Below are 15,772 nucleotides of genomic sequence, written 5' to 3'. Positions count from 1 at the left end.
GGTGGGCGATGCCGGACTCGAACCGACGACCTCTTCCGTGTGAAGGAAGCGCGCTACCAACTGCGCCAATCGCCCAAGGCCCCTGGGGGCCGAATCACGATGTTACCGGATGCCGAGCGCGTCGGCGAACGCGCGGCGTCCGCCCCGGCCGTCGACACGCGCGGACCGGTCCCGGTCGTCTTGCCTCACGTCAAGATGTCCGGGAGTGAGTGATGCTTGCCTCACGTGAAATGTCCGCGTAGCTCAGGCGGCGGGGCGGGTGCCCTGGGTGCGGGCGGCGGCGAGTTCGATGAGTTGTTGCTGGATCTGGTTGATCCGTCGGGTGATCCGTGCCGGGTTCAGCTTCGCATGCTCGCGCTCCAGTCGGGCGCGGGTCTTCTCGTCGAGCACACCGGCGTCGAGCAACCGCTGGTAGGGGGTACGTGGCTTGTCGTAGACGCGCTTCTTCCGGCCGGCTGCGGTGTGGGTCCAGTCGATCGCTTTCACGCAGGGCAGCAGATGGTTCTTGCGGGCCATCACGAAATCCCAGAGCTCGTTGAGCAGGGTCATCTCCGCCTCGGTCTCGTAGCGGTAGCGGAACGCGTGTTTGCGGACCCAGTCGCCGTTGCGTTGCTCGACGTGCGCGTTGTCGTTGTGCTTGTAGGGACGCCCCCGGGTGACGGGGATCTCCTTCTTGTCCGCCCAGGCGATCACGCCCCAGTTCATGAACTCGGATCCGTTGTCGAAGTCGAGCCCGGCGACCGGGACGGGCGCGTTCTTCACCATCCATTCCAGGGCGCCGTGCACGTGCACGTAGGCGTTGTTGCGGATCGTGCGCAGCATCGTCCACCCCGCGACCGGGTCGGTGCCGGTCAGGGTGCGCAGGAACTCGCCTTTGAGGGAGTGGCCGCAGTGCGCGACGGTGTCCAGCTCCAGGAACCCCGGGACGGTCAGCGGGGCGTCCATGCTGGTGCGCGTCGGGATCGAAGAGCGCAGGATGTGGGACGGCTTCGTGCCCGAGACCGCGACCGGGTAGGCGGCGTCCTTGTGCGGTTTCAGGTACCGGTCGATCGTCGCGGCGCTCATCGATCGCAACTCGTCCAGCACCTCCGGTGTGACCCGCTGCTCGACCTTGCCGAGCTCACGGAAGCGGACGAGGCGTTCGAGGGTGTCGTCCATGATCGCCGCGAAGTACTTTCCCGACGGCTGCCCGGACAGCCGCCAGACTTCTTGCAGCACCACGAGCGCATCGTAGGAGTACTTCCGCTCACGCGGCTTACGCTGCTGATCGCGCGCGGCACCTTTGCGTGCGTTCGCGGCACGGATCGCGCGGCGCGCGTGATCACGCGTCCAGCCTGTCGCGTGCACAAGCTCGTCCAGCAGCCGGCCCTTCTCTTCCTTGCCTGCTTTCGCATACTCGCGGGCGAACTTCTTCGTGATCTCACGGCGCGCCGCCATCGACAACTCCCTGCTCATCACCCCAGGGAACTACGCGGACATTCCTACGTGAGGCACGCGCAGCCCTTCCCGGACCTTTTAGCTGAGTCTCGTCGCCGGTTTTGCACGGCGCCGAGCATCGGCTAAAGTCTTCCAAGGCGCCCCGGTCACACGGGGAGCACGCGGATGTAGCGCAGTGGTAGCGCATCACCTTGCCAAGGTGAGGGTCGCGAGTTCGAATCTCGTCATCCGCTCGAGTGCAGGGGCTTTCCTCAGGGGAAGCCAAGGCACGTGGGGTCAAACCACACGCGGTGGCGTGGCCGAGCGGCTAGGCACCGGCCTGCAAAGCCGTTTACACGGGTTCGAATCCCGTCGCCACCTCCACTTGCAACTGAATAGCCCCTTTGGGCGCGATTGGCGCAGCGGTAGCGCGCTTCCCTGACACGGAAGAGGTCACTGGTTCGATCCCAGTATCGCGCACGACGAAACCCCCGGAAACCCGGGGGCTTTTTCGTTTCTGGGGAGCCCGCGTCGCCGCGGCGGCGACGAGCACAGGAATCGGTGGCGAAACAGGACGCATGGATGCTCAGCATCCTGTTCTGGGCACATCTCCTGTCCTGACGACCAGGCGTCGGCATCCGGGCCCGAAGCGGCGTGCTTCACCGCGTCTGTCCGTGTGGGGAGCGTCGGGGCCCGCGATAGCCTAGAACCCTGTCACCCCAGGAGAGTTCCCTTGACTGATCTGCGCCCCGCGGAGGACGTGTCGTTCCCCGCCGATGGTTTTGCTCTGTTCCCCGACCGCTCCGTCGTCGCGCTCCGCGTCAACGGCGAGTTGAAGGACCTGGCGACGACGGTGACCGCGACCGACGAGGTGGAGGCCGTCAGGATCGACAGCCCCGATGGCCTGTCGATCCTGCGACACTCCACCGCGCACGTGCTCGCGCAGGCCGTGCAGCGCATCAATCCCCAGGCGAACCTCGGGATCGGCCCTCCGATCACCGACGGCTTCTACTACGACTTCGGCGTCGACGAGCCCTTCACGCCCGAGGATCTGAAGGCCATCAAGAAGGAGATGGAGCGCATCGTCCGCGAGGGGCAGCGCTTCATCCGCCGCGTCGTCTCGGACGACGAGGCCCGTGCCGAGCTCGCCGACGAGCCCTTCAAGCTCGAGCTCATCGGGCTCAAAGGCGGCGCTTCGAGTGCCTCGGCGACCGCGATCGCGGAGGGCGCCTCCGTCGAGGTCGGGGCCGGTGAGCTGACGATCTACGACAACGTCGACCGCGAGGGCACGACGGTCTGGAAGGACCTGTGCCGCGGCCCCCACGTGCCCAGCACGCGCATGGTCGGCAACGGCTGGGCGCTCACCCGCATCGCCGGCGCGTATTGGCGCGGCAGCGAGAAGAACCCGCAGCTGCAGCGCATCTACGGCACCGCGTGGCCGACGAAGGACGAGCTGCGCGCCTATCAGGAGCGCCTCGAGGAGGCGGCCAAGCGCGACCACCGGAAGCTCGGCAAGGAGCTGGACCTCTTCTCCTTCCCCGACGAGATCGGCTCGGGCCTGTCGGTCTGGCACCCCAAGGGCGGCATCATCCGGGGCGAGATGGAGCAGCATGCTCGCAGGCGTCACATCGAGGGCGGCTACACCTACGTGTACACCCCGCACATCTCGAAGCAGGATCTGTTCCTCACGTCGAATCATCTCGTCACCTACAAGGACGGCATGTTCCCGCCGATCCACCTCGACGAGGAGCGCGACGCCGACGGCGCCGTGACCAAGGCGGGCATCGACTACTACCTCAAGCCAATGAACTGCCCGATGCACATCCTGATCTTCAAGGAGCGCGGACGCAGCTATCGCGACCTGCCCATGCGGCTGGCCGAGAACGGCACCGTCTACCGCAACGAACTCTCGGGCGCCCTGCACGGCCTCACCCGTGTGCGCGGCTTCACGCAGGACGACTCGCACCTGTTCGTGACCCCGGATCAGCTGGAGTCCGAGGCGACGCGCGTGCTCGAGTTCGTGATCTCCATGCTGCGAGACTTCGGCCTCGACGACTTCGAGCTCGAGCTCTCGATGCGCGACGACGAGAAGTCGAAGTGGATCGGCACGGACGAGTTCTGGGAGTACTCCACCGACGCGCTGCGCAACGTCGCCGTCGCGAGCGGTCTGAAGCTCACCGAGGTGCCGGGAGAAGCGGCGTTCTACGGCCCCAAGATCGACCTGAAGACCAAGGACGCGATCGGGCGCACCTGGCAGCTCTCAACCGTCCAGGTCGACCCGAACCTGCCTGAGCGCTTCGATCTCGAGTACACCGACCGTGACGGGCAGAAGAAACGCCCCATCATGATCCACCGGGCCCTGTTCGGCTCGATCGAGCGATTCTTCGCGATCCTGCTCGAGCACTACGCGGGGTCTTTCCCGCTGTGGCTGGCGCCCGTGCAGGTGATGGGGATCCCCGTCGCGGACGAGTTCGGCGACTACCTCGACGAGATCATCACCCGACTGCGCGCCGAGGGCGTGCGCGCCGAGGTCGACCACTCCGACGACCGCATGCAGAAGAAGATCCGCACCCACACGACGATGAAGGTGCCCGTGCAGCTGATCGCGGGCGAGGCCGACCGCTCGGCGGGCACGGTCTCCTTCCGATTCCGCGACGGCACGCAGACCAACGGCGTGCCGGTGACGGATGCTGTCGCTCTCATCACCCGGGCCATCGCCGATCACACGCAGGTCGCGACCGCCGCGGATCTCGCGTGAGCGCTGACGGTCCTTCGGCGGGCTCAGGACCCGAGATGATCGCGGCGTCCGAGCTCGCCGGCGTGCCCGATGAGTTCCAGCGACTCTGGACGCCGCACCGGATGGCCTACATCCAGGCAGGACCCGAGCCCCTGCGCCACAGCTGCCCCTTCTGCGCGGCGCCCCAGATGTCGGACGAGGACGGCTTGATCGTCGCACGCGGCCGCACGGCCTATGTGCTGCTCAATCTATTCCCCTACAACTCCGGGCATCTGCTGGTGTGCCCGTACCGCCACATCCCGATGTACGACGAGGCCACGCCCGAAGAGGTGGCCGAGATCGGCGAGCTGACGCAGATCGGGATGCGGGTGCTCCGCACGGTGTCGCGCTGCGACGGCTTCAATCTGGGCATGAACCAGGGGAGCCTGGCGGGGGCGGGCGTCGATGGCCACCTCCATCAGCACATCGTTCCGCGCTGGGCCACCGATTCGAACTTCTTCCCGATCATCGCGAAGACCAAGGCGCTGCCCCAGCTTCTGGGCGATGTCCGTGCCGCGGTGGCGAAGGCCTGGCCTGCCTGATCGTCGGCGGGTGCGTTCATCGCACGCGACGTACCTCGAACTGCATGCGCGGGTCGGCGTAGAAACGCTGAGCCTCGACGAGCTTGAGTTCGCGCTCACCCGAGTCATGCGTCGTCTGCAGCAGGTCGAACACGCTCGAAGCCGCGCGCGAGAGCGCGAGGGCAGCATCCCCCGTCTGTTGCAGGTGCGCGGTGAAGAGCGCGGCCGTGACGTCTCCCGATCCGTTCGCCTTCATCGGGATGCGGGGTGTCTGCACGATCCAGGCGCCGTCATCGGTCACAGCGAGCATCTCGATCGTGCCGTCGGGCGCCTCCGGCTGCAGCACGCTCGTCACGAGAACGGTCGAGGGTCCCATCTCGCGTGCCAGGTCGGCCGAGACGAGTGTGGAGTCGAGGTCTCCGGGTTCGGTGCCGGTCAGGAACCCCAGCTCGAACTGATTCGGCGTGATGATGTCGGCCGCGGGCACGACGCGGTCCCGCAGCAGCACCGGGATCGCCGGGGCCACGAAGCACCCCGAGACGGCGTTGCCCATGACGGGGTCGCAGGCGTACACCGCGTCGGGATTGGCGGCCTTGACCCGTGCGACGGCATCGAGCACCACATCCGCGATGCCCTCTCCGCCCTGATACCCCGACAGCACGACATCGATCTCGGGCAGCACGCCGCGCTCTTCGATGCCCGTGATGACCGCGCGCACGTCCTCCGGGGAGATGAGCGGCCCACGCCACACGCCGTAGCCCGTGTGATTCGAGAAGTTGACCGTGTAGACGGGCAGGACGTCGACGCCGATGCGCTGCAGGGGGAAGACAGCCGCGGAATTGCCGACGTGGCCGTACGCGACGGCGGATTGGATGGAGAGCACCTTCACCGCTCGATCATCCCACTCCCGACGATGCCGGCGCCGCGGTGACCGGTGCATCGTGCGCGGCCACGCGGTCGGCGACGACCGTCGCGATATCCGACGCGAGGCGCGCGGCGTCGGTGTCGCCGAGGTCGTGCACCGTCAGCCGCAGGCAGGAGGCGGCGGCGGGATCGGCGAGGACGAACTCGTCCCCGGTGCGTACCGCCCATCCGCGGTCGGCGAGGCGGGCGGCGACCCCGCGCGCCGTCACCGGCAGGCGGACCCAGAGATTGAGGCCGTCACCCGCCGTCGCCTCGATGCCGCGCGCGCGCAGGTGCGCCGCGAACGCGGTATTGCGGTCGGCGTAGTGCGTTGCGGCGCGGGCGATGACCGCCAGCGCATCGGGATCGGTGACGAGGGTGAGCACGAGGCGCTGGAGGAGGTGGCTCACCCACGTGGTGCCGGGGCTCAACCGCAGCGCGAGGCGTTCGGCGGTTTCGGGATCGGAGGCGGTGATCGCCAGGCACATGTCGGGACCCAGGAACTTCGAGACCGAGCGCACGCGAGCCCACCGCCGGTGGCCCGCTCCGATGACGGAGTGCGCCGGCCGCGTCGAGAGCAGCGAGAAATGGTCGTCCTCGATCACGAGCACCCAGGGATGGTCGGCCAGCACGGCGCGCAGATCTGCGGCGCGACGTGCCGACAGGCTCGCCCCCGTCGGGTTCTGGGCGCGCGGCGTGCAGACCACCGCGCGCACACCGGCGTCGAGCGCCGCTCGAAGCCCGGCGACGGTCATCCCCTCGGCGTCGACGGGCACGGGGATCGCGCGGTAACCGCCGAGACGGACGGTGTGGATGCTGGCGAGGAAGCAGGGATCTTCTAGCGCCACGGCGTCGTCGCGCACGAGCGCCTGAGCGAGCAGACGCTCGACCGCGTCGACCGCGCCGCTGGTGATGGTCAGTCGCAACGACTCCGCGTCGGGTGCGTCGGTCGACATCCAGTCGCGTGCCCAGGCCTCGAGGCCCGGATCGATCACCGGCTCGCCGTACAGCACGGGTCGACCGGCCATCGCGGCGAGCGCCCAGGAAGGATCGGGGATCAGCGTGGGGTCCGGATTGCCGGTGCCGACATCGGTCAGGCGTCCCGATGCCGCATACCCGTCCTGCGCGACGCGGGTGTTGCCTGCGACGCGCGTGCCCCCGCGTCCGTGCGCGGCGACGAGGCCTGTCTGGGCGAGCTGGCGATAGGCCGCGACGACTGTGTTGCGGTTGACGCCGAGGTCGTCGGCCAGCGTGCGCACCGGCGGCAGCGCGTCGCCCGGGCCGAGCGCGGCGCGTTCGATCAGCATCCGGATGTTGTCGGCGATCTCTGCTGCAGAGGCGCCGCTGATGCCGGGGGTGGGCCGTCTCGTCTTTGCCATGTCACACTCCGTCTCACCGCTGGGGGCGGGTAGAGCCCCATGCTATCTTTTGGCCTAGGCCAAAGAAGGAGCCCCCATGTCCTCTTCCACCACAGGATCATCGCGCGTCAAGCGCGGCCTCGCCGAGATGCTCAAGGGCGGTGTCATCATGGACGTCGTCACCGTCGAGCAGGCGAAGATCGCCGAGGATGCGGGAGCGGTCGCCGTCATGGCGCTCGAACGCGTGCCCGCCGACATCCGGGCGCAGGGGGGCGTATCGCGCATGAGCGACCCCGACATGATCGACGGCATCATCGCGGCGGTCTCGATCCCGGTGATGGCCAAGGCGCGCATCGGCCACTTCGTCGAAGCGCAGGTGCTGCAGGAGCTCGGTGTCGACTACATCGACGAGTCCGAGGTGCTCTCGCCCGCCGACTACGTCAACCACATCGACAAGTGGGGCTTCACCGTGCCCTTCGTGTGCGGGGCCACCAACCTCGGCGAGGCGCTGCGGCGCATCAACGAGGGCGCCGCGATGATCCGCTCCAAGGGTGAGGCGGGCACGGGGGACGTATCGGAGGCGACGAAGCACATCCGCACGATCACGGCCGAGATCAATCGCCTTCGCTCCATGACGAAGGACGAGCTCTACGTCGCGGCGAAGGATCTGCAGGCCCCGTACGACCTCGTCGTCGAGGTCGCCGAGACCGGGAAGCTCCCCGTCGTCCTCTTCACGGCCGGCGGCGTGGCGACCCCCGCGGATGCGGCGATGATGATGCAGCTGGGCGCCGACGGGGTCTTCGTCGGCTCGGGGATCTTCAAGTCGGGCAACCCGGCCGAGCGTGCCGCCGCCGTCGTCAAGGCGACGACGTTCTACGACGACGCCAAGGTCATCGCCGACGTCTCGCGCGGCCTCGGCGAGGCCATGGTCGGCATCAACGTCGCCGATCTGCCCGCGCCCCATCGCCTCGCCGAGCGCGGCTGGTAGGCATGGGACGACGTTTGTCGGATCGGCGGGGCGGGTGGTGACCGACGTGGCGCGTGTGGTGGTTCGGGCGCCGACCGTCGTGCAGACGACAGAGCCGGCGGGCGTCAGGTGGTGAGCCCCCGCGTCGGTGTGCTCGCGATCCAGGGAGACGTGCGCGAGCACGTCCGCGTGCTGACCGATCTTGGCGCCGCCGCGACCGCCGTGCGTCGCCCGGAGGAGCTCGCCCGCGTCGACGGTCTCGTCATCCCCGGCGGCGAATCGAGCGTCATCGACAAGCTGTCCCGGGCGTTCGGCATGCAGCATCCCGTCCGCGAAGCGATCGCCCGGGGCATGCCGATGTACGGCACCTGCGCGGGCCTGATCCTGCTCGCCGACCGCATCACCGACGCGATCGCGGGGCAGCAGAGTTTCGGCGGACTCGATGTCACCGTCAGGCGCAATGCCTTCGGCAGCCAGGTCGATTCGTTCGAGACCGACCTCGACGTGCCGGTGCTCGGCGCACCGCCCGTGCACGCCGTCTTCATCCGCGCCCCGCTCGTCGAGCAGGTGGGTCCCGATGTCGAGACCCTCGCGGCCCTGGATGACGGGAGGATCGTCGCCGTGCGCCAGGGCGCGCTGATGGGCACCAGCTTCCATCCCGAGGTGACGGGCGAGACCCGCTTCCACGCGCTGTTCCTCGACACGGTGCGGGCGGCATCCTGATGCGCCGGCGACAGGAGATGCGCCGGATGCAGGAAGATCGGGGCGGGATCCTCCTGTGCTCGCCGGATCTCCTGTTCCGGCGACGCGGCCTGAGTCCGATGTCGGGGCCCTGTGTGAGGGTGACGACGTGACCGAATGGGTGGCGCTGCTGCGCGGGGTGAATGTCGGCGGCGTCACGATCCGGAGCGCGGAGCTTCGCGACGTGCTCTCGGGCCTCGGCCTGACCGACGTGCGCACGTTTCTCGCGAGCGGCAACACAGCGTTCCGGTCGACACGATCGCACGGCGACCTCAAGCCCGCGATCGAGGCGGCGCTGCGCAACCGGTTCGACTACGACGCGTGGATCGTGCTGGTCACCCGGGAGGAGATCGAGACGGCTGTCGCATCCTTCCCCTTCGACGCGGACGACGTCGGCCGACAGCCCTGGGTCATCTTCTGCGTCGACGACGCGACGCGGGACGAGCTGACGGATGCCGCGGCGTCGCTCGATGCGGACGTCGACCCCGTCGCGCCCGGCCCGGGTGTCGTCTTCTGGAACCCTCCGAAGGGGCGCACGACCGATACTCCGTTCGCGAAGACGATCGCCCGGACGACCTACAGAGCGCGGACGACCAACCGCAACCTGCGGACGCTGCTGCGCATCCTCGCCTGAGGGTGCGGCCCGCGCGGGCTTAGAATCTACGGAGGCTTTCGGGCCGATCGACAGACACGGGAGTTACATGTCCGGGCATTCCAAGTGGGCGACGACCAAGCACAAGAAGGCGATCATCGATTCGCGTCGTGCCAAGTCCTTCGCCAAGCTCATCAAGAACATCGAGGTCGCGGCCAAGATCGGCGGCGCCGATCTCTCGGGCAACCCCACCCTGGTGGATGCCGTCCAGAAGGCCAAGAAGACCTCGGTGCCCAACGACAACATCGATCGCGCGATCAAGCGCGGCGCGGGGCTCACCGGTGAGTCCATCGACTACACGACGATCATGTATGAGGGCTACGGCCCCAACGGCGTGGCGCTGCTGATCGAGTGTCTGACCGACAACAAAAACCGCGCGGCCGCCGAGGTGCGCACGGCGATGACGCGCAACGGGGGCACGATGGCCGATCCCGGCAGCGTCGCCTACAACTTCCACCGCAAGGGCGTCATCGTCGTGTCGTCCGAGAACACCACCGAGGACGACCTGATGCTCGCCGTCCTCGACGCCGGAGCCGAGGAGATCGAGCCGCACGGCGAGGGGTTCGGGGTCATCACCGAGGCCACCGACCTCGTCAGTGTGCGCTCCGCTCTCCAGGAGGCGGGCATCGACTACGAATCCGCCGATGTCGAGTTCGTGCCGAGCCTCAAGGTCGAGATCGACGCCGAGACGGCGCGCAAGATCTTCCGGCTCATCGATGCCCTCGAAGACAGCGACGACGTGCAGAACGTCTTCAGCAACTTCGATCTGACACCCGAGGTCCAGGCGGAGCTCGCGCAGGATGACTGAGCGGGCGCGCCTGACCCGAGGCTGACCGTCGCGCGTCTAGCGTGGGGGAGTGGCCCGAACCTCTCTTCGTGTGCTCGGCATCGATCCGGGCCTGACCCGGTGCGGTGTCGGCATCGTGGATGTCGCGCCCGATCGCTCCGCCGTGCTCGTGCACGTCGGGGTCATCCGCTCCGCCGTCGATGCGAGCGCGGCCGAGAGGCTCGCGACGATCGCGAGGGGGATCCGCGAGGTGCTGGCCGATCATCGGCCGGACGTCGTCGCGGTCGAGCGGGTCTTCGCGCAGCACAACACCCGCACCGTGATGGGAACGGCGCAGGCGAGCGGGGTCGCCCTGCTGCTGGCTGCAGAGCACGGGCTGCCCGCCGAGACGCACACGCCCACCGAGGTGAAGGCCGCCATCACGGGGTACGGCGCGGCCGACAAGCGTCAGGTGCAGACGATGGTCGCCCGCGTGCTGCGCCTGGATGCACTCCCCAAACCCGCCGACGCCGCGGATGCCCTCGCCCTTGCGCTGTGTCACGCCTGGCGACGAGGAGCGGCCGTGGCGCCGGGCGCAGGCTCGGCGCTCACTCCCGCGCAGCGCGCGTGGGCGGATGCCGAGCGTCTGACACGTTCGGCCCGGGTGTGACGGCGTGTCGCTCGAACATAACTACGACATGTGATCTAGGCTCGAAAGCATGATCTCCACGTTGCGCGGCACGGTCGTCCACGTCGGGCCCGAGGGCGTCGTCGTCGAGGTCGGGGGGTTCGGTCTCAGCGTGGCCGTGCCGGGCGATGTCGTGCGCACGACGCACACCGGCGAGGCGATCGCGCTGCACACTCATCTGGTCGTCCGCGAAGACGCCCTCTCGCTGTTCGGGTTCGCCACGCGCGACGAGCTCGAGACGTTCGTGCTGCTTCTGCAGGTGACGGGCGTGGGTCCCAAGTCCGCGCTGGGCGTGCTCTCGCAGCTGAGCGTGGATCAGATCGCGGATGCTGTCGCCCACGATGACGACGCGCCCTTTCGCCGCGTGTCCGGCATCGGGCCCAAGACCGCCAAGCTGATCGTGCTGCAGCTCGCGGGCAAGATCGCGCCGGCGCTGCGTCCCGCGGCGCGGGGGGCGGAGGGCGGGGCATCCGACATCGGCGCACAGGTCGTGCAGGCGCTCATCGGACTGGGATGGCCGGAGCGGGTGGCGACCGATGCCGTGACCACGACGCTCGAGACGAGCGACGAAGCCGAGCGCGCCACCGTGCCCGCGCTGCTGCGGCTGACCCTGGCCGCGCTCGGGCCGGCCCGAGCGGGAGGCGCGCGTGGCTGAGGGTGAGGAGATCGCGCGCGGAATCGACCCGGACGCGTCCGAGTCCGATCTGGCCGTCGAGGGCGCCCTGCGTCCGACCTCGCTCGGCGACTTCGTCGGGCAGCCCAAGGTGCGCGGCCAGCTGCAGCTGCTGCTGGATGCCGCCCGCATCCAGCAGCGTCCTGCAGATCACATCCTCCTGGCCGGTCCGCCCGGGCTGGGCAAGACGACACTCGCGATGATCGTCGCGCACGAGAGCGGCCGACCGCTGCGGCTCTCGAGCGGTCCCGCGATCCAGCACGCGGGCGATCTTGCTGCGCTCCTGTCGAGCCTGACCCCCGGTGAGGTGCTCTTCATCGACGAGGTGCACCGGATGGCGCGCTCGGCCGAGGAGATGCTGTACCTCGCGATGGAGGACTTCCGCATCGACATCATGGTGGGCAAGGGCGCCGGGGCCACCAGCATCCCCCTCGATCTAGCGCCCTTCACCCTCGTCGGTGCGACGACACGGTCGGGTCTGCTGCCGAGTCCCCTGCGCGACCGGTTCGGGTTCACGGGTCATCTCGAGTTCTACGACTCGGCCGACCTCGAGCGCGTGATCGAGCGGTCGGCGACGATGCTCGGTGTCGACCTCGTGCCCGAGGCCCGGGTCGAGATCGCGCGTCGCTCTCGCGGCACACCGCGCATCGCGAACAGGCTGCTGCGTCGCGTCCGCGACTACGCGCTGGTCCACACGGGGTCGGCCGATCTCGCGGCGGTGCGCGCGGCGCTCGAGCTGTACGACGTCGACACCATCGGCCTCGACCGGCTTGACCGGGCCGTCCTCGATGCCCTCATCCATCGGTTCAAGGGCGGTCCGGTGGGTCTGGGCACCCTGGCGGTGGCGGTCGGCGAGGAGTCCGAGACGGTCGAGAGCGTCGTCGAGCCCTACCTCGTGCGTATCGGATTCCTCGGGCGCACCCCGCGAGGCCGTGTCGCGATGCCCGACGCGTATGCCCACCTCGGCGCGCCCCGCGTCCGGGACGCCCTCAGATTCGATGACCTATAATCGCTGAAGGCTTCCGGGCCTCCATCTTGCGTGCCGTTCGGTGCGCCCTCGAAAGGCACCCCCCGCATGGACATCCTGCTCATCGTCGTCCTCGTGGCCCTCCTGGGCTTCATGTTCTGGAACTCGCGCAAGCGCATGCAGAAGGCGAAGGCCGAGCAGGAGGAGAAGAGCCGTCAGACCCTTCCCGGTGCCGAGGTCCTGCTCCAGGGCGGGCTCTACGGCACGATCGTCGAGTACAACGGCGAGGACCTCGACCAGCCGGCCCTCGTCGAGATCGCCCCCGGCACCGTCATCAAGGTGCACAGCCAGGCCATCCTCCGCGTCGTGAACCCGCTCGAGGGCGTTGTGACGGAGGACGAGTTCATCGCGGCCGAGGCCAGCGAGGCCGAGTACGTCTCCGGTGTCGCCGACGGCGAGATCTCCTCGATCAGCGACGACCGCGTCTACCGGGCCGGCGAGGCCGAGGCCGACGCCGAGAAGAAGAACAAGCCCGAGGCCTGACCCGCGCCCCGCGCGGACGACGTAGAAAGCTGGCCCCGGTGGCGACATCCACTCCCGTCCGGCACGCGTGGCGTGCGCTGACGGCACTCCTCGTGCTGACCGCCGTCCTGTTCGGCATCAACGCCCTCGGCGTCTACGTCTTCAAGCAGAGCTCGTGGGTTCCCGAGCTCGCCCTCGATCTGCAGGGCGGCACGCAGATCATCCTCGAGGCTCAGGTCGAGGATGGCGCGGCGCCTTCGAGCGAGCAGATGAACCAGGCGGTCACGATCATCCGCCAGCGCGTCGACGCGTCGGGTGTCGGCGAGGCCGATGTCACGACCGAGGGTGGGCGCAACATCGTCGTGCAGATCCCCGGCCAGGCCGATGAGGAGACGCGCGAGCGCATCGAGGCCAGCGCCCAGCTGCAGTTGCGGCCGGTCCTGTTCACGGGCTCGCCCGCAACCGAGTTCGTGGGGGAGGACGGCAACGCCACGCCCTACCCCTCGCCCGACCCGACGCTCGCTGCGACCCCGACGGCAGAGCCCACGGGCCCGAGCGACCTGGCGTGGATCACCCCCGCGCTCGAAGCCCGCTTCCTCGCCTACGACTGCGCCGATCCCGACATCGATCCCTCGGGCGCTCCCGCCGACCGGCCGCTGATCACGTGCGACGTCGACAACACCGCCAAGTTCATCCTGGGTCCGGTCGAGATCGACGGCTCCTCGATCGACGACGCCACCTCGGGTCTCGACACGACGAGCAACCAGTGGACCGTCAACCTCGAGTTCGACTCCGAGGGCACCGAGATCTTCGGCGAGGTCAGCCAGCGGCTCTACGGCGCGACCGCTCCGCTGAATCAGTTCGCCTTCGTCCTCGACGGTGCCGTCATCTCGGCGCCGTCGATGAACGGGCTGATCCTCGACGGCCGGCCCAGCATCTCCGGATCGTTCACGCAGGAGAGCGCCCAGGTGCTCGCCGATCAGCTGAAGTACGGCGCGCTGCCGCTGAGCTTCGAGGTCGTGAGCTCCGACACGATCTCGGCCACCCTGGGCTCCCAGCAGCTGCAGATCGGCATGATCGCCGGACTCATCGGCCTCGCCCTGGTCGCCGTGTACTCCCTGATCGCCTACCGCTCGCTCGGGTTCGTGATCATCGCCTCGCTCGCGGTGATGGCTGTGCTCACGTACATCGCGCTGTGCATCCTGTCGTGGCGCATGGGCTTCCGGCTCTCTCTCGCCGGCGTCGCGGGACTCATCGTCACGATCGGCTTCACGGCCGACTCGTTCATCGTCTACTTCGAACGCATCCGCGACGAGCTGCGCGACGGAAAGTCGATCACCAGCGCCGTCGAGGACGGCTGGGCGCGAGCCAAGCGCACGATCTACATCTCCAAGTCGATCAACATCCTCGCGGCCGTGGTTCTGTACATCCTCGCCGATGCGACCGTGAAGGGCTTCGCGTTCACGCTCGGCCTCACGACCGTGCTCGACGTGCTGATCTTCATCATCTTCACCCACCCGGTGATGCAGCTGCTCGCCCGCACCCGCTTCTTCGGGCAGGGCCACCCGCTCTCCGGTCTCGACCCCGTCGCCCTGGGCGCGGTCTACCGCAATCGCGCGGAGTTCAAGGCCCCCGTCACGGCTGAGGGACGCGGCGCGAGCACCCGGGCCGCACGATCGCGGGGCGAGGCGGTCAAACGGCAGACGATCGCCGAACGCAAGCAGGCGGAGCTGGCCGCCGCGGGCCGCGGCACGAGCGGCCCCGAGGGGAAGGACGACTGATGGGTCCCATGAGCCGGTTCGGCAACGACCTCTACACGGGCAAGGCGTCGGTTCCCTTCGTCGGAAAGCGGCGGCTGTGGTTCATCATCGCCGCGCTGCTGATCATCGGGTCGGCGCTCGTTCTGCTGATCAAGCCCCCGCAGTTCTCGATCGAGTTCACTGGCGGATCGCAGTTCACCGTCACGGGCCTCGAGCAGCCCGACCAGCTCGTCGCGACCGATGCGGTCCGCTCGGTCGTCCCCGATGCAGCGACGCGCGTGACCACGGTCGGCGGCGACGCGGTGCGGGTGCAGACCGACCAGCTCAGCGCCGACGAGACCCAGTCGGTGAGCGAGGCCCTCGCGGCGGCCTACAGCGTGCCCGAGACCGAGGTGACGACATCCTTCATCGGCCCCAGCTGGGGCGAGGATGTCACACGTCAGTCGCTCTGGGGTCTCGGTATCTTCCTCGCCCTGGCCTTCTTGATCCTCGCGATCTACTTCCGCACGTGGAAGATGTCGGCGGCGGCGATCATCGGCCTCGTCGACGTGCTGGTCATCACGATCGGCATCTACGCCCTCGCGGGGTTCGAGATCTCGCCGGCGGCGGTGATCGGGTTCCTCACGATCCTGGGGTACTCGCTGTACGACACGACGGTCGTGTTCGACAAGATCCGCGAGAACACATCCGAGGACGGCATGAAGTCCGGACGCACGTTCGGTGAGTCCGTCAACCTCGCCGTCAACCAGACCCTGATCCGATCGATCAACACCTCCGTCGTGGCGGTGCTGCCGGTGGCCGCGATCCTGTTCATCGGTGCCTTCTGGCTCGGTGCCGACACGCTGAGCGACATCTCTCTCTCGATCACCGTCGGCATCATCGTCGCGGCCTACTCGACGCTGTTCGTCGCGGCTCCGCTGTACTCGCTGTTCCGCGAGAGCGAGCCCGACCTCCGCGAGCGCGACCAGCGACTCATGGAGGCCCGCGAGCGCGCGTCGGTGGGGGTCTGACCGCGTCGGAGCGACCCGCCCGCGGGCGTAGGATGGATGAATCCGTCGGGAC

General features: G+C 68.5%; 15 protein-coding genes and 4 tRNA genes. 15 read left to right on the top strand and 4 right to left on the bottom strand.

Annotated features, from left to right (window positions below; translation table 11 throughout):
- Nucleotides 1-2: 2 nt before the first annotated feature.
- A tRNA-Val gene (locus tag AB2L57_RS11960) sits at nucleotides 3-75 on the bottom strand.
- Between the two features lie 168 nt (nucleotides 76-243).
- Nucleotides 244-1,455: an integrase gene (locus tag AB2L57_RS11955; protein WP_409046856.1), complete on the bottom strand. Its 1,212-nt coding sequence runs from the start codon at nucleotides 1,453-1,455 to the stop codon at nucleotides 244-246.
- Nucleotides 1,456-1,598: 143 nt separating this feature from the next.
- Between AB2L57_RS11955 and AB2L57_RS11950 the strand changes: the two genes are divergently transcribed.
- The 5 genes from AB2L57_RS11950 to AB2L57_RS11930 all read left to right on the top strand — a co-directional run bounded on the left by AB2L57_RS11950 (nucleotide 1,599) and on the right by AB2L57_RS11930 (nucleotide 4,734).
- Nucleotides 1,599-1,670 (top strand) — tRNA-Gly (locus tag AB2L57_RS11950).
- Nucleotides 1,671-1,726: 56 nt separating this feature from the next.
- Nucleotides 1,727-1,800: transfer RNA gene (locus tag AB2L57_RS11945), tRNA-Cys, on the top strand.
- Between the two features lie 24 nt (nucleotides 1,801-1,824).
- Nucleotides 1,825-1,896, top strand: a tRNA-Val gene (locus AB2L57_RS11940).
- A 253-nt stretch (nucleotides 1,897-2,149) separates the two neighbouring features.
- Complete coding sequence (thrS, locus tag AB2L57_RS11935; protein WP_292815443.1) at nucleotides 2,150-4,174, top strand: threonine--tRNA ligase; 2,025 nt, start codon at nucleotides 2,150-2,152, stop codon at nucleotides 4,172-4,174.
- A gap of 35 nt (nucleotides 4,175-4,209) precedes the next feature.
- Nucleotides 4,210-4,734, top strand: a complete 525-nt coding sequence (locus tag AB2L57_RS11930; RefSeq protein WP_292815447.1) for an HIT domain-containing protein — start codon at nucleotides 4,210-4,212, stop codon at nucleotides 4,732-4,734.
- A gap of 16 nt (nucleotides 4,735-4,750) precedes the next feature.
- Here AB2L57_RS11930 and pdxY read toward each other — a convergent pair whose 3' ends face one another.
- Together pdxY and AB2L57_RS11920 are read right to left on the bottom strand one after the other, a co-directional pair.
- Nucleotides 4,751-5,602: a pyridoxal kinase PdxY gene (gene pdxY / locus AB2L57_RS11925; RefSeq protein WP_409047183.1), complete on the bottom strand. Its 852-nt coding sequence runs from the start codon at nucleotides 5,600-5,602 to the stop codon at nucleotides 4,751-4,753.
- Between the two features lie 7 nt (nucleotides 5,603-5,609).
- On the bottom strand, nucleotides 5,610-6,995 hold the full coding sequence (locus AB2L57_RS11920) for an aminotransferase class I/II-fold pyridoxal phosphate-dependent enzyme (protein ID WP_292815707.1): 1,386 nt from the start codon (nucleotides 6,993-6,995) through the stop codon (nucleotides 5,610-5,612).
- Nucleotides 6,996-7,071: 76 nt separating this feature from the next.
- Here AB2L57_RS11920 and pdxS point away from each other — a divergent pair, with 76 nt between their 5' ends.
- From pdxS to secF, 10 genes are all read left to right on the top strand, one after another.
- Nucleotides 7,072-7,962 (top strand): pyridoxal 5'-phosphate synthase lyase subunit PdxS, encoded by an 891-nt coding sequence (gene pdxS / locus AB2L57_RS11915; RefSeq protein ID WP_292815705.1) that lies wholly within the window; start codon nucleotides 7,072-7,074, stop codon nucleotides 7,960-7,962.
- 108 nt (nucleotides 7,963-8,070) lie between these two features.
- The gene (gene pdxT, locus AB2L57_RS11910) at nucleotides 8,071-8,664 is read left to right on the top strand and encodes a pyridoxal 5'-phosphate synthase glutaminase subunit PdxT (protein WP_292815702.1); all 594 of its coding nucleotides are present in this window, start codon (nucleotides 8,071-8,073) and stop codon (nucleotides 8,662-8,664) included.
- Nucleotides 8,665-8,791: 127 nt separating this feature from the next.
- Nucleotides 8,792-9,316, top strand: a complete 525-nt coding sequence (locus tag AB2L57_RS11905) for a DUF1697 domain-containing protein (protein WP_409047182.1) — start codon at nucleotides 8,792-8,794, stop codon at nucleotides 9,314-9,316.
- Between the two features lie 67 nt (nucleotides 9,317-9,383).
- On the top strand, nucleotides 9,384-10,142 hold the full coding sequence (locus AB2L57_RS11900; RefSeq protein ID WP_292813630.1) for a YebC/PmpR family DNA-binding transcriptional regulator: 759 nt from the start codon (nucleotides 9,384-9,386) through the stop codon (nucleotides 10,140-10,142).
- A gap of 49 nt (nucleotides 10,143-10,191) precedes the next feature.
- A complete protein-coding gene (gene ruvC / locus AB2L57_RS11895; RefSeq protein WP_292813633.1) occupies nucleotides 10,192-10,770 on the top strand; it encodes a crossover junction endodeoxyribonuclease RuvC in 579 nt (192 codons plus the stop codon).
- Nucleotides 10,771-10,819: 49 nt separating this feature from the next.
- The gene (gene ruvA, locus AB2L57_RS11890) at nucleotides 10,820-11,443 is read left to right on the top strand and encodes a Holliday junction branch migration protein RuvA (protein WP_292813636.1); all 624 of its coding nucleotides are present in this window, start codon (nucleotides 10,820-10,822) and stop codon (nucleotides 11,441-11,443) included.
- Nucleotides 11,436-12,470 (top strand): Holliday junction branch migration DNA helicase RuvB, encoded by a 1,035-nt coding sequence (gene ruvB / locus AB2L57_RS11885; protein ID WP_292813639.1) that lies wholly within the window; start codon nucleotides 11,436-11,438, stop codon nucleotides 12,468-12,470. Before ruvA ends, ruvB begins: the two co-directional genes overlap by 8 nt.
- Nucleotides 12,471-12,536: 66 nt before the next feature.
- Nucleotides 12,537-12,971, top strand: coding sequence for a preprotein translocase subunit YajC (gene yajC / locus AB2L57_RS11880; protein ID WP_292813641.1), 435 nt, complete (start codon nucleotides 12,537-12,539; stop codon nucleotides 12,969-12,971).
- Nucleotides 12,972-13,009: 38 nt separating this feature from the next.
- Nucleotides 13,010-14,731 (top strand): protein translocase subunit SecD, encoded by a 1,722-nt coding sequence (secD, locus tag AB2L57_RS11875; RefSeq protein WP_292813644.1) that lies wholly within the window; start codon nucleotides 13,010-13,012, stop codon nucleotides 14,729-14,731.
- Nucleotides 14,731-15,720, top strand: coding sequence for a protein translocase subunit SecF (gene secF, locus AB2L57_RS11870; RefSeq protein ID WP_409047181.1), 990 nt, complete (start codon nucleotides 14,731-14,733; stop codon nucleotides 15,718-15,720). Before secD ends, secF begins: the two co-directional genes overlap by 1 nt.
- Nucleotides 15,721-15,772 lie beyond the last annotated feature (52 nt).

The organism is Microbacterium sp. HA-8 (assembly GCF_046111165.1).
Lineage (GTDB): Bacteria > Actinomycetota > Actinomycetes > Actinomycetales > Microbacteriaceae > Microbacterium.
Note: the sequence above shows the minus strand (reverse complement) of the source record. Positions and strands in the feature narration are given on the sequence as shown.

Bases quoted from the DNA above. Each gene is read 5' to 3' on its own strand.
- AB2L57_RS11955 (WP_409046856.1), bottom strand. From the start codon at position 1,455: ATGAGCAGGGAGTTGTCGATGGCGGCGCGCCGTGAGATCACGAAGAAG.
- AB2L57_RS11930 (WP_292815447.1), top strand. From the start codon at position 4,210: ATGATCGCGGCGTCCGAGCTCGCCGGCGTGCCCGATGAGTTCCAGCGA.
- AB2L57_RS11920 (WP_292815707.1), bottom strand. From the start codon at position 6,995: ATGGCAAAGACGAGACGGCCCACCCCCGGCATCAGCGGCGCCTCTGCA.
- pdxS (WP_292815705.1), top strand. From the start codon at position 7,072: ATGTCCTCTTCCACCACAGGATCATCGCGCGTCAAGCGCGGCCTCGCC.
- AB2L57_RS11900 (WP_292813630.1), top strand. From the start codon at position 9,384: ATGTCCGGGCATTCCAAGTGGGCGACGACCAAGCACAAGAAGGCGATC.
- ruvA (WP_292813636.1), top strand. From the start codon at position 10,820: ATGATCTCCACGTTGCGCGGCACGGTCGTCCACGTCGGGCCCGAGGGC.
- yajC (WP_292813641.1), top strand. From the start codon at position 12,537: ATGGACATCCTGCTCATCGTCGTCCTCGTGGCCCTCCTGGGCTTCATG.
- secF (WP_409047181.1), top strand. From the start codon at position 14,731: ATGGGTCCCATGAGCCGGTTCGGCAACGACCTCTACACGGGCAAGGCG.